Consider the following 13,203-nt stretch of genomic DNA (forward strand, 5'->3'; position numbering starts at 1 on the left):
ATGATAAAGTCTATCTTCGTTTTGATGTGGATGACTGCGATCCTTGTATTTGCTAATCAAGCAAATGGTCAATCCAAACCCCAATTGATAGTGTTGACCGACATTGGAGGAGATACCGATGATGAACAATCCATGGTGAGACTTCTGTTGTATTCCGATGTAATAGACATCAAAGGATTTTGCATTACCAGTCGTTTGGGACACGGTCACGATGTTAAACCAGAAATTTTAAATAAGCAATTGCAGGCCTATGGCCGTGATTATTCAATGTTGCTAAAGCATTCTATAGATTATCCACATCCAGAACATTTGTTGTCCCTTGTCAGAAATGGGCTAGGCAATCCACAGCCGTTAGGGCAAGGATTCGATACTCCAGCTTCCAATCATATTATCGAAGTGGTAGACAATACAGATGACATCATCCATGTTGCAATATGGGGAGGTCAACGAGAATTGGCTCAAGCACTGTGGAAGGTAAAAGAAAATAGAAGTGAAAGTGAATTAAATAATTTTTGTGATAAAATTCAAGTTCATGCTATTGGGGATCAAGATGGTCATAGAGAATACATATTAAAGAACTTTCCCAAAATTCATTTTGTCGCCGATGGATTTGCTTATATGGGCCCTTATGGTGTTCGTGAATTAGCTTCATTTAGAGGGATGTATATGACGGGCGATCAATCCATGCAAGACAATGAATGGGTGAAAAAGTATATTCATGGTCATGGTGCGCTCAGTGAGACTTATCCTGTGAATGGACATGGTACTATTGGGATGAAAGAAGGAGATAGTCCTGCATTTTTGGGCTTGATCCCCAATGGGTTAAATGTTGATATTCGTCCTGATTGGGGGGGCTGGGGTGGCCGATACCGTTCGATTAGACCGAATTTATATATCGATGCCCCTGATTTCGTGGATGGTGTAGCTAATGAAAGACATTCGGTTTCCCAATGGAGATTAGATTTTCAAAATGACTTCTTAGTTCGCTTACAACGCTGTATTAAATTGCCCAATGAAGTGAATCGCCATCCTATTGCCTCATTTAACGATGACAATGGTGGCCAGATATATCGTCGAAAGGTGGCCGCTGGATCAAAGTTGGTGTTGAAAGTTCACCCAGAATTAAAGGAAAAAGAGCCTGATGGTCAGGATTTATTCTTCGACTGGAAGGTATACAGTGAGATTAATGGCCACCTTAACATCCGTTATAAGATAGCCAAGAATGATAAATCAATAAAGATTTGGATTCCCGAGCAAGGCAGTGACATCCACGTTGTTTTGCGGGTAAGGGACTCAGGGAGTCCTTCATTGACCAGTTATCGGCGGGCTATTTTGGAAATAGTTGAATAGTCATGGATATATGATGACTCTTTCTTTCGAATATCGAATAGGTTTACATGCTTACAAATGATTTGTTTTAGTTATGGTCCATCGAAATCTAACCGACTAATTTATTTTCATTTGGTAAAAGTGGGAGGCTAATGGGCTTGCAACCAATTTTCACCGATACCAGCTTCTACCAAAATAGGCACATTGAGATCGGGGATAGCCGACTTCATTTTTTCAATAACCATAGCCTGTAAAGTTTCCAATTCTGGTTTGTATACATCAAATACCAATTCATCATGCACCTGAAGGACCAATTTGGATTTTAAATTTAATCGTCCCATTTCAGCATGAATATTTATCATAGCTATTTTGATCATATCGGCTGCCGTCCCTTGAATCGGAGTGTTGATGGCTACCCGCTCAGCTCCACTTTTGGCCATGCCATTCTTTGAATTAATATCTCTCAGTGTTCTTTTACGTCCTAATAAGGTTTCCACATAACCGTGTTCTCTAGCGAATTCAACCGTTTTGTCCATATAGGTTTTTAGCCCTTGATATTGATTGAAATAGGCATTGATCAGTGAGGTGGCTTCGGTTCTTTTAATGCCTAGTTGTCTAGATAAATTCGTGGCTCCGGCTCCATAAATAATACTAAAATTGACGGTTTTGGCATTTCTTCTTTGGGTTGCTGTAACTTCTTCATAGGGCACTTCATATACCTTGGCAGCAGTTGCTCTGTGAATATCCAAATTGTTTTGGAAGGCTTCCAACATGGCTTCATCATTGCTCATATGGGCAATCAGTCTCAATTCGATTTGAGAATAATCCGCAGCAAGCAATACGTAGTCCTTATTTTGAGGAATAAAGGCTTGACGGACTTTTCTGCCCGCTTCAGTCTTAATGGGGATATTCTGTAGATTGGGATTGTTTGAACTCAGCCTACCCGTGGCCGCTAGGGCTTGGTTGAAGCTACTGTGGATACGTCCAGTTTGTTTGTTGATTAATTTGGGTAATGCATCTACATATGTGGATTTTAGTTTGGCCAATCCTCTGTATTCTAGTATTTTATTGACGATGTCGTGTTCTACGGCCAGTTCAGATAATTTGTCTTCATCTGTAGAATATTGACCTGTTTTGGTTTTTTTCCAACGGTAGGGAATGGAAAGTTTGTCGAATAGAATTTCTCCTACTTGCTTGGGACTGCCGATATTAAACTGGGCTTCAGCCGCTTTGTATATGGCTTCTTCGGTTTGTAAAATTTCAATATTTAATTTTTTTGAATACTCGTTTAAAAAAGGACCGTCCAACCTGATTCCATTGTATTCCATTTGGGCTAAAACTTGGATGAGGGGTTGCTCAATATCCATGTATAGTTTTAACATTCCTGATTCTTCGAGTTCGGGACGAATTTTTTCCTCTAATTGAAAGGTTATATCGGCATCTTCAGCGGCATAATCGGTGAGTTTATTGATGTCGACGTCTCTTAGTTTAAGCTGTTTTCTACCTTTTTTTTCTGTTAATTCATCATAGGAAATAGTATCATAGGCCAAATAGGTTTGGGCTAAAAAATCCATGTTGTGTCTCAGTTCAGGATGGACAAGATAGTGCATGACCATGGTATCTAGCAGCACGCCTTCTACTTCGATTCCGTATTTTTTGAGAATGAGGAGGTCGTATTTTATGTTTTGGCCAATCTTGGAAATGGCTTTGTTTTCAAACATGGGTTTAAATGCGGCGAGGAATGCTTGGCAGGCTTTGAATCCTACAGGTGCAGAGACATAATAGGCCTTATTTGATTCCACACAAAAACTCAAGCCAACCATTTCGGCCTCCATGGCATTCACTGATGTGGTTTCAGTATCAAAACACACAATGGTCGCTTTATTTAAAACTTCCAATAATGATGAAATCTCATCTGCTGATACGAGGTCGTATTGATGTTCGGTATTACTGATGTCATTGGGAGCCATGGTGTGCATGATGGGCGATGCAGATACCTTTGGTGCTGTAGTTTCGTTGAACAGAGCTTGTTGTACACCGGCCGGTTGTTCTCCGAGAACGGAATTGGCCAAGGTTCTAAACTCGAGTTCGGCGAATAACTTAGACAATTTAGATTTGTTGGCGTTTTGTATTTTAGTCGCTTCAGCGTTAAATTCAATTGGGGCGTTGATGTCTATAACGGCCAATTTTTTGGAAAGCAGTCCTTGCTCGGCAAAATTTTCTAGATTTTGCTTCAATTTTCCTTTTAATTGATCGGTACTTTGGAGTAGATTTTCAACGGTATCGTATTCTTTGAGTAGTTTTGCTGCGGTCTTAGGCCCCACACCTGGTATTCCTGGAATGTTGTCCACGCTATCTCCTTGCAGACCTATCATATCAATGACTTGGTCTACTCGATTGATGTCCCATTTGTCGAGGACTTCTTGAATACCCATTATTTCCACGCCATTGCCTTGTCTTGAGGGTTTGAAAATTTTAATGTTTTCACTGACCAACTGACCAAAATCTTTATCTGGAGTAACCATATATACTTGAAAGCCCTCTTTCTCCGCTTGTTTAGAGATGGTTCCTATGACGTCATCTGCTTCATAGTTGTCAAGGGAAAGGATGGGAATATTGAAAGCATCTACTATATCCTTGATATAGGGGAAGGCAATTCTTATATCTTCTGGTGTGGCATCTCGATTGGCTTTGTATTCAGGGTAAAGTTCGTTTCGAAAGGTGACATTACTCACATCAAAGGAAACCGCCAGATGGGTGGGTTGTCTGTGTACGATGATATCCCATAGTGATCGAACAAAACCGGTAATGGCCGAAGTATTCAGACCTTTGGAATTGATGAGGGGGCGATTAATAAAGGCGTAATGGGCTCTAAAAACCAATGCATGTCCATCTAAAATATATAAAACTTTGTCTCCTGAATTTTTCATGATATTATATCTTAATATGTGTTGTCCACAGTGAATTTTGGTAAATCTATTTTTTATACGAATTACATTTATAATTAACGGTAATCTTTCGATTTATTGTAGAGTCGCAATGCATTGCGGCTTAAATATTGTGGATTAAGACGTAATGCTATACCAGTAGTAGTATCTTAACAAGGAATTCCAGGGCAATCACGCCTCGGCACAGTGGCCTACCCACCCGAAACACTGAGGTTTCGGTTCCCTCACCATTGATCCATTAAGGATCAATGATGCTGCGCATTTTGTTCGGTCATCTTCGTCAAAGGTCGATTTACGACCTTTGATTGCTCAAAGAGCAATTTTGTTCAGTCGTAGCCTCGTCTAACTTCAAATATTTTCAAAATCTTACCCGTCATTATAAAATGTATTTCGTATTACCGAATTATCAATATACTAATGTAAATGAAAAAAGGGATGGAAAGTATAGATTTCCATCCCTTTTTTTGGAATAAGATTTGAAAAATAGATTTTGAATCTTAGAAGGTATAAATATATTTTAGCAGAATTTGTTGAGTAAAACTCACTCTTTGACCGATTACAGGATTCCCTTCGTCATCTCTTTCAATACCTCCTACAGCATTCTTGTCAGAAAATTGTACATTGACATCGTCATCGTAGAATACGTTGGCCAATACGCTGAGTTGTAGTCCTTTGTAGATGTTGAAGGACAATTCATTTACCCAGTCTACATCAATGTTTTGAGGATTGTTAAGGTAGTTGGAGAACAGGGCCAGAGTCGAGGAATAAGATATTCGTTTGGGGATTAGGCTACCGGAATAACCCACTTTTAGCAATCCCCCCATTTGATTGTCGGCATTTTGGAAATCTGTGGCACTGGTCCAAGGGTTACCATGGATACCTAGGGCTGCGATTTCGTCATCGGCTACGATTACTCCTTTGTAAGTGATGGGAGATAGGTAGATAGACCAACTCTTATTGGGTTTGTAATCGATACCTACCCCTAAGGTTATTGTGGCTGGAGAAAATAATTTTGCACTGAGTCTGGTTTCTAAGATGTCTATGTTTTTAACGTAATTACCCCCATCGACAGAACTAATGTGGGTAGGCGTTAATTGAGATAAAAACCCGAAGTCGATGGCGTAGTTAAATTTAGATTTTTCTGACACAGAAAAGCCCAATTTCGAATTTAATCTCAATTCATCGATACTTTTTTGGAATGGTATTTTTTCATCTGAATTGGCTCTAATCAGTCCGGTACCCAGTTTTTGCATGGCCATATTAAAGGAAATATTGTTGGACCATGTCAATCTTTTGTCGGTAAGGTTGGCGAAGTAGGTCAACGCTCCACCTAGACCAAATCTGTTTTCTCCAGAACCCAATTTGGGGTTGACAAAAGCCAGCTGTCCAATGTCGAGGCCGATACCCCCACCAATAAGCCAGCCCATAGTATCGTTTTTCGTATTTACGGCATTTTGTAATTCGGCCATTCTTTTACCATTGTCCATTTGAGCGTTCGAAATCTGACTCAATCCGACAAAGAATAATAAAGCAAAACTAATTCTTAAGATCATTTGTATAATTTATTGATTTTATAACGACGATTTCTTCTCTTGAAAGTTTATTCATAGGAATAATTACAGATTCACTTTGATCTATTTCGAGAGTTATTCGAGATCGATCGAGATCTATAACAGTTCCCTGATATTCTTTCCAACGAATGACGTCGCCGATTTGAAAAAGTTCACGATTATAATAACTATTAAGAATATTCGCAAATATATCTTTAGAGGCCAATCCATAACCAATGGCAAATGCCAAAATTAGACCACCGATAAGGAGGCTAATGTTTTGTGAAAGCGATTGAGTCTCAATACCTGCTTGTTCTAGAGCTGTCAACAAAATATTGATGATCAAAAAGTAAAATACAAATCCACTAATTAATTTTGAAGACGGTATGCCCAATGACTCACAGGTGGATTGAACAATTTTTCGGAGGGCATCACTGACAAAAATACCGAACAAGATAATAAACAATGCAGTCAGCAACTGAGGGATTAGATTGATTACATCTCGAATAATCTGGGTAATCGTGGGCATGTTGATTAAGTCGGCCGCAGCAATGATTACAAAAAGCATACAGAGATAGTAAAACAACTTGCTCAACAGGATACTGGGGACTACTTTGATATTGGTGGAAGAAAACAACTCAATGTTATTGAGTTTTTCCGCTTGTCGGTCAATACCCGATTTAGAGATGGCTTTGGCAACTAATTTAGAAAACATTTTTGCAAATAAATAGCCGAAGAGGAGGATGAGGATTACGGCAGCCAGACTAGGCAAAATCGCGGCAATAGATCTTAAGGACTCCCCGAATATGTCGAATATTTGAGTTTGCCCTAAGCCAAAGTTAGTTTCTTTCATGGGTAGAGTATTTATTATTTTTTATCGTTTGTTTTTTTGTCTAGTGGTTTTTCTCCGACAAGGAAGGTAGTGATGGTTTGTAAGGTTTTAGGTAATAGTAAATCGATAGTTTCGGCCATAAATTTCATGAGACTAATTTCTGATGAAATTTTTCTTTTTAGATCATTAGACAGTGGTCTATGATTTTCTAGGGTTTTCTTTTCGAGTAATTTGAAATTATTCATCACTTATGAAATTTACTTTTTCATAATCTTTGGCCATATTCCGCACACGCTCTTTACTTCTTTTGATTCTCATTTTAATTGCACTCTCACTGGCATTGTAATATTCAGCGATCTCTTTCACAGACATTTCATCTTGATATTTCATTAGTAAAATTATTTTGTCATTTTGACTAATTTTATCGAGAAGTACTTCCAGTTTTTCAATCTCCAATTCCAAAATTTCAGCGTCTGAAATTTCTACGTCGTCACTACCATTGCTAGAGTCTAGCATAAAATCCTCAATTTCAACCGTCCTCATTTTGTCTTTTTTTCGAATTTGGTCAATACAATAGTTGTATGTTATTGAATATACCCAAGTCGAAAATCGAGATTTGTTGGAGAAGTTGGATATCTTAAGGAGTAATTTAATAAATATATCATGAGTTGCATTCTCAGCAAGGTCTTCATTTTTTAGCAAGAATAAGCATTTAGCATATATCTTGTTAGAGTATCTGTTGTAGATATCATTAAAGTAGATTTGCTGCTTAGTTTTAATATAGGCAGCAACTAGTTCTTCATCACTATGTTGTTTTATACTTTCCAGGGCTGTTCAGTTTCTTACGGCGAACTCAATAAATTAATATTCAAGATCACCAGCAAAAATACTATAATTTAGACGTAAAAAAAATCTAAAAGTTACCCTTTGAATAAAACTTTATATGGTGAATCCGATAAAACGATTCCACAGTAAAGATAAAAAGATACCTTAATGCTCTTGATTACGCTAGTTTAATCGAAGTCTTTTTACTTCAATTTGTTTTATTAAGTAAGTTAAGTCCATTGAATCCCATTGCATGGTTATTTTCTGCAAAAATCTCCTTTAGTCTAGCCGTTATTTTATTAGAATATCGGTATTGTGAGCTAAAATTGATGGAAAAGTTTCCAATTTATTAACTGTAGTCAAATTTAAGATTTATTCTTTGATCTTTGACAATTTGTGCTTACTTATTGGGATATCCTATTTATTTAATCATTTCGAATAGCGAGTATGTAATTTCTCACCGCGGAAAATGACACAACCTTATCTTTGAAATAGGCCACGGCCTGTTGGGTTTCTTCGTTACTGCTCTTAATATGGTTAAGAATGTTTAATAGATGCATCTTCATATGGCCTTGTTGAATGCCGGTAGTAATCAGAGATTTTACAGCGGCAAAATTTTGGGCAAGTCCTGCACTGGCAATGATTTGCATGAGGTTCTCCGCACTGGGTTGTCCCAATATTTGCAAGGAAATATGAGCCAAAGGATGGATGTTGGTCAATCCTCCTACCGTGCCCACTGCAATGGGAATGTCCATCCAGAAATAGAAATGTCCATCCTCAATCCTACAATGGCTGAGACTTTGGTATTTTCCCTCTTTGGCAGCATAGGCATGAGCCGAGGCCTCTATAGCTCGGAAATCGTTTCCCGTGGCCATCACTACGGCGTCGATGCCATTCATGATACCTTTATTATGTGTGGTCGCTCTATAGGTATCTATTTCGGCAATTTTAATAGCTCTGGAGAATTTTTCACAAAATTCTTTCCCCGATAAGTGTTTCGACTGCAGCTCGTCAATCGGACAGGATACTTCTGCTCGAACCAAGCAATCTGGCGTGTAGTTGGACAGTATTGACATGACGATTTCAGGAGAAGAAGTCGATTGCGGAAGTAAGTCCAAAAAAATATCCTTTAGATTTTGAGCATAATTTTCCAAAATACTGTTGATGAAATTAGCTCCCATTGAATTACAGGTATTGAAATGTATTAAAAATTGGTAATACCCCGGTTCTTCAGGGAAGCGTTTTAATTCCAAATCAAGAATACCACCTCCTCTTTTCTCCATATTCTCAGTCAGGGATTTCGACAGAGTTTTTAATTTTTCTAAAAAGATTGATTTTAAAGAAAAGAGAGTCTCATAATCCCCATTCCAATAAAAATGGATCTGTCCTAGCTTGACACTATCGATTACCTTGCACTGAAACCCACCCCTGTTCATCCAAAATTTGGCCGCACCTGCAGCCGCCGCTATGACTGAACTTTCTTCGGTAACCATGGGAATGGCATAGGCCTTGTCATTGATGACAAAATTGGGAGCTATGCCATAGGGCAGTGTGTAGTTGGCCACAGGATTTTCGGCAATCCGATCGTATATTATCTGATCATTGGCATCGGCCAATGTGTATTTCTTCAATATTTCTATCGATTCAGGATATTCTGACAAGAAGTGGTTTTCTAACCATTTCAGTTTTTTCTCTTTACTCATTTTAGAGAATCCTTGAACCGTATGTGGAATAGCTTGTGTCAAGTCTAAGTTATTTTTTTAAAGTTAGATAACTTTTACATAATGTCCAACCTTGGTGTTGGAGATGTAAAAAACGATCCAGTTCTTCAAAAGAATCCAATGCATAGGTCAACATCGTTGATGCTTGACCGATTAGGGCTGGAAGAATGGATTTTTCATGTAAATAATACCCATCCAAAAAATGTTTGATCCCACCGGAAATGATGATTTTATCGAAGGCGATGTCATTTGAATCTTGATCGGCAATACTGTTGACCATATCTACCATTTCCTCTGCACTATGCCCTATTTGTGCTACGGGGCCAAAGATTTTAGCCCGCAATTCGTCAGCTCTTAAAAGTTCTAATAAGGTAAAATTTGTGCCTCCATTGGCTCCAAAATCAATGGCTTCCAATGGAAGTTTACACAGTTTTTGGATGCTTTGTAAACCAAAACCCTGACCTACTTCCTTAACAATAATGGGATATGGATACAGACCTAGTGCTGCTTCAATGGTCTCTATCGGTGGATGTTTTATAAAGTCTCCCTCCGGTTGCATCCATTCTTGCAATGGGTTGACATGGACTATTAATCCGTCTACGTCCAGCTTGTCCAATAAATTCAGCCAATCAGATAAAATGGGTTCCTCGAGGGCATTTTCTAATTGGGCTATACCGATATTGGCAAACAAAGGGAGGTCATTACCTATGATGGGGCGGAGATTGAAATCTTCAAAATATTCCGGACTATCCAGTAATATTCGACAACTGCCCAATCCCATTCCCATACCGTATTGGGCGCAGGCTTTTGCGAGGTTTCGATTAATATATCCAGCTTTTTGAGTGCCCCCTGTCATACTGGATACCCAGAATGGGGAGCGAACTTTTTTACCTCCTACATTGAGTTGAAAATCTATGTCGCCAGGATGTGCCGCTAACAGAGGTTCATAATAAAATCTGTTGTCCAATTGGTTAATGCCCAATTGAGATTCGAAGGCTAAGGCGATATGGTCTTTTTTTCTGTCTTCCAATGCAGTACTTAAATAATATTAGGTAAAAAAAGATAAAAGTACTGTAATTTCAAATTTATATTGGAAAAACTTAATTTTAATACCTCGCAGCGAAGTCCTATCTTCTTGAGCCAATGGATGTAAAATGAAGAAATTAAGACCTCTGTCAATATGTAGTTGTCAATCAAGAGTATAGATAGTAGTAAATAGAGGATGTATACGGTGTCAATAGGCCAAAACTACCACTTTGTATTGACATGTAAATATCAGGTATCCTAGCAAGTAGTGCGAAAATTATACTGTATTTCAATTTGTTATGTAGATTGACGTAGAAAATATTTTTCAAATAATTTGAAATTGTCAAAATAAAAAAATACATTTGCAGCGCAAAAACAAAGGCATATTACCTTTTATCAAAAGTATAAAAATGAGTAAAGTAAGTTACAAAACACAATATCCAACCAACGAAAACATTCAGAGAGAATGGTTTGTAGTGGATGCAGAAGGCGAAACCGTGGGTCGGTTGGCCACTAAGATAGCGACAGTATTGCGCGGTAAGCACAAACCGACATATTCTCCGCACATGGATGCTGGGGACTTTGTAATTGTACTGAACGCCGATAAAGTTAAATTCACAGGGAGCAAATGGGCTCAAAAAGAATATATTACTTATTCGGGCTACACCGGAGGTCAAAAAAGAAGACCAGCTCAAGAAATGTTGGCTAAATTTCCAGATCGTATCATTGAGAGTGCTGTGAAAGGGATGCTTCCTAAAACTAAATTGGGAAGAAAAATGTACAAAAAATTATTTGTTTATGCTGGTACTGAGCACGCTCATTCAGCACAAAAACCTCAAGCGTTTAAATTTTAATCTATGGAAATCATAAATGCAGTTGGCAGAAGAAAAGCATCAGTTGCTCGAATCTTTATGAAAAAAGGAAGTGGCAAATTGGTTATTAACGGAAAATCATTGGAAGTATATTTTCCGCAAAAACATGTTCAGAATAAGGTGTTGGAACCACTCCAAACCGTAGAATTAGGTCCAGAGCTTGATTTTAAAATCAATGTTGATGGTGGTGGATTTAAAGGCCAAGCTGAAGCAGTAAGATTGGGTATTTCAAGAGCTTTAGTGAAGTTGAATGAAGACTTTAAGAAGCCGTTGAAAGACAAGAAATATCTTACTAGAGATTCTCGTGTTGTTGAACGTAAGAAATACGGTAAACCAAAAGCGAGAAAGAGCTTCCAGTTTAGTAAGCGTTAATTTATTCCATTTTTTATTGAGAAAATTTCGAGCAAAATGATAAATGCACCAAAATATAATGAGTTATTAAATGCCGGAGTCCACTTCGGTCACTTGAAACGCAAGTGGAACCCTAAAATGAAACCATATATCTTTACTGAACATAAAGGTATTCATATAATAGACTTACATCGGACAGCTGAAAGATTGGAAGACGCTGGTTTGGCCATGAAATTGTTGGCGAAATCAGGTCGGAAAATTCTTTTCGTTGCCACTAAAAAGCAAGCTAGACATATCGTGGCAGATGCTGCCAGATCAGTAGATATGCCTTTTGTAACTGATCGTTGGTTGGGGGGTATGATGACCAACTTTGCCACAGTAAGACGTTCAGTTAAAAAAATGAATAATATCGATCGTATGTTGAGCGATGGTTCATTGACTTCAGTTACTAAGAAAGAGCGTTTGACTTTGACCAGAGAAAGAGATAAGATCGAACGAGTACTTGGTGGTATTGCTAAGTTGAACCGATTGCCTCACGCCATCTTTATCGTTGACATAGATCATGAGCATATTGCGTTGGCAGAAGCTAAAAAACTGGGTCTTAAAACATTCGGTATCGTAGATACCAACTGTAATCCTAAGTCTGTAGATTATGCAGTTCCTGCTAATGATGATGCAACCAAATCTATCCAAATCATAACTGATTATTTGGTAGCTTGTATCAAAGAAGGATTGGATGAGCGACGAACAGGTAGTGGTGATTCTGAAAGTGGAGAAGGGACTGAAGCCTAGGTTTTAATCAAAGGAATTAGCTTTCCTTTTTAAGTTTTATTATCAAATCAGAAAAAATAATTGCATAATGAGCAATATAACTGCAGCAGATGTTAAGAAATTAAGAGATCAGACCGGTGCCGGTATGATGGATTGTAAGAAAGCATTGGTAGAAGCCGATGGCGATTATGAAAAAGCCATCGAAATCCTTCGAACTAAAGGACAAAAATTGTCTTTGAAAAGAGCCGAGCGCGAAGCCAAAGAAGGAGTGGTTATTGCCAAAGTATCTGATGACAAAAAGAGTGGCGTAGTCATTCGTTTGAGTTGTGAGACCGACTTTGTTGCCAAAAATCAAGACTTTATCAACTTTGCTGATCAAATTGCAAGCATTGCATTGGAAAACCTTCCCAAAACTAAAGATGAATTGGGAGCTCTTCCTCTTGGACCTATCACTATTCAAGATAAGATTATCGAGCAAGTAGGTGTGATTGGCGAAAAAATCGAATTGGCCGATTATGAATTGCTTGAATCCGAACTCGTTGTACCATATATCCATATGGGATACAGAGCAGGGGTTATCGTTGGATTGAATCAAGATGGTGGTTCTGTTGAAGAAGCTGGAAAAGATGTTGCTATGCAAGTAGCTGCTATGAGACCAATAGCTTTGGATAAAGATGCAGTAGATCCTTCTATTATCGAAAAAGAAATTGAAATCGGTAAAGAACAAGCTCGCCAAGAAGGTAAGCCAGAACAAATTATTGAAAAAATTGCCTTAGGGAAATTGAACAAGTTTTTCCAAGAAAATACCTTACTAAATCAAGGTTTTGTGAAAGACAACGGTTCAACAGTAAAACAATATCTACAAAGTGTTGATAAAAATCTGACCATTACAGATTTCAAACATTTGATGCTTGGATAAAAATTAATTAAATTAAGCGACTGAAAATTCAGTCGCTTTTTTTTTGCAAAGAATTTAAT

The 13,203-nt window shown here is 38.1% G+C and carries 12 protein-coding genes; 5 read left to right on the forward strand and 7 right to left on the reverse strand.

Annotated elements, in window-relative coordinates; all coding sequences use genetic code 11:
* The gene (locus LVD51_RS05080; RefSeq protein ID WP_236970112.1) at positions 1 to 1,350 is read left to right on the forward strand and encodes a DUF1593 domain-containing protein; all 1,350 of its coding nucleotides are present in this window, start codon (positions 1 to 3) and stop codon (positions 1,348 to 1,350) included.
* 128 nt (positions 1,351 to 1,478) lie between these two features.
* On the opposite strand, the gene polA is transcribed toward LVD51_RS05080, so the two are convergent.
* The 7 genes from polA to LVD51_RS05115 form a co-directional block, all read right to left on the reverse strand.
* Complete coding sequence (gene polA / locus LVD51_RS05085) at positions 1,479 to 4,259, reverse strand: DNA polymerase I (RefSeq protein WP_236970113.1); 2,781 nt, start codon at positions 4,257 to 4,259, stop codon at positions 1,479 to 1,481.
* Positions 4,260 to 4,774: 515 nt separating this feature from the next.
* Positions 4,775 to 5,830, reverse strand: coding sequence for a DUF3078 domain-containing protein (locus tag LVD51_RS05090; RefSeq protein WP_236970114.1), 1,056 nt, complete (start codon positions 5,828 to 5,830; stop codon positions 4,775 to 4,777).
* Positions 5,814 to 6,680 carry a mechanosensitive ion channel family protein gene (locus tag LVD51_RS05095; protein ID WP_236970115.1) on the reverse strand — a complete coding sequence of 289 codons (867 nt, stop codon included), beginning with the start codon at positions 6,678 to 6,680 and terminating at the stop codon, positions 5,814 to 5,816. Before LVD51_RS05095 ends, LVD51_RS05090 begins: the two co-directional genes overlap by 17 nt.
* 14 nt (positions 6,681 to 6,694) lie before the next feature.
* Positions 6,695 to 6,904: a hypothetical protein gene (locus LVD51_RS05100; protein WP_236970116.1), complete on the reverse strand. Its 210-nt coding sequence runs from the start codon at positions 6,902 to 6,904 to the stop codon at positions 6,695 to 6,697.
* Positions 6,897 to 7,487: an RNA polymerase sigma factor gene (locus LVD51_RS05105; protein ID WP_262912724.1), complete on the reverse strand. Its 591-nt coding sequence runs from the start codon at positions 7,485 to 7,487 to the stop codon at positions 6,897 to 6,899. The genes LVD51_RS05100 and LVD51_RS05105 overlap by 8 nt, the downstream gene beginning before the upstream one ends.
* A 422-nt stretch (positions 7,488 to 7,909) precedes the next feature.
* On the reverse strand, positions 7,910 to 9,229 hold the full coding sequence (locus LVD51_RS05110; protein ID WP_236970118.1) for a hydroxymethylglutaryl-CoA reductase, degradative: 1,320 nt from the start codon (positions 9,227 to 9,229) through the stop codon (positions 7,910 to 7,912).
* Between the two features lie 7 nt (positions 9,230 to 9,236).
* Positions 9,237 to 10,235, reverse strand: coding sequence for a beta/alpha barrel domain-containing protein (locus LVD51_RS05115; RefSeq protein ID WP_236970119.1), 999 nt, complete (start codon positions 10,233 to 10,235; stop codon positions 9,237 to 9,239).
* 406 nt (positions 10,236 to 10,641) lie between these two features.
* Between LVD51_RS05115 and rplM the strand changes: the two genes are divergently transcribed.
* From rplM to tsf, 4 genes are all read left to right on the forward strand, one after another.
* Positions 10,642 to 11,085: a 50S ribosomal protein L13 gene (rplM, locus tag LVD51_RS05120; RefSeq protein ID WP_236970120.1), complete on the forward strand. Its 444-nt coding sequence runs from the start codon at positions 10,642 to 10,644 to the stop codon at positions 11,083 to 11,085.
* Between the two features lie 3 nt (positions 11,086 to 11,088).
* A complete protein-coding gene (rpsI, locus tag LVD51_RS05125) occupies positions 11,089 to 11,475 on the forward strand; it encodes a 30S ribosomal protein S9 (protein ID WP_236970121.1) in 387 nt (128 codons plus the stop codon).
* Positions 11,476 to 11,511: 36 nt separating this feature from the next.
* On the forward strand, positions 11,512 to 12,246 hold the full coding sequence (gene rpsB, locus LVD51_RS05130; protein ID WP_236970122.1) for a 30S ribosomal protein S2: 735 nt from the start codon (positions 11,512 to 11,514) through the stop codon (positions 12,244 to 12,246).
* 67 nt (positions 12,247 to 12,313) lie between these two features.
* Positions 12,314 to 13,144: a translation elongation factor Ts gene (gene tsf / locus LVD51_RS05135; protein WP_236970123.1), complete on the forward strand. Its 831-nt coding sequence runs from the start codon at positions 12,314 to 12,316 to the stop codon at positions 13,142 to 13,144.
* Positions 13,145 to 13,203: the final 59 nt, after the last annotated feature.

Origin of the sequence: Membranihabitans marinus (assembly GCF_021729155.1) — a bacterium.
In the GTDB taxonomy this organism is placed as follows: Bacteria; Bacteroidota; Bacteroidia; order Chitinophagales; family Saprospiraceae; genus Membranihabitans; species Membranihabitans marinus.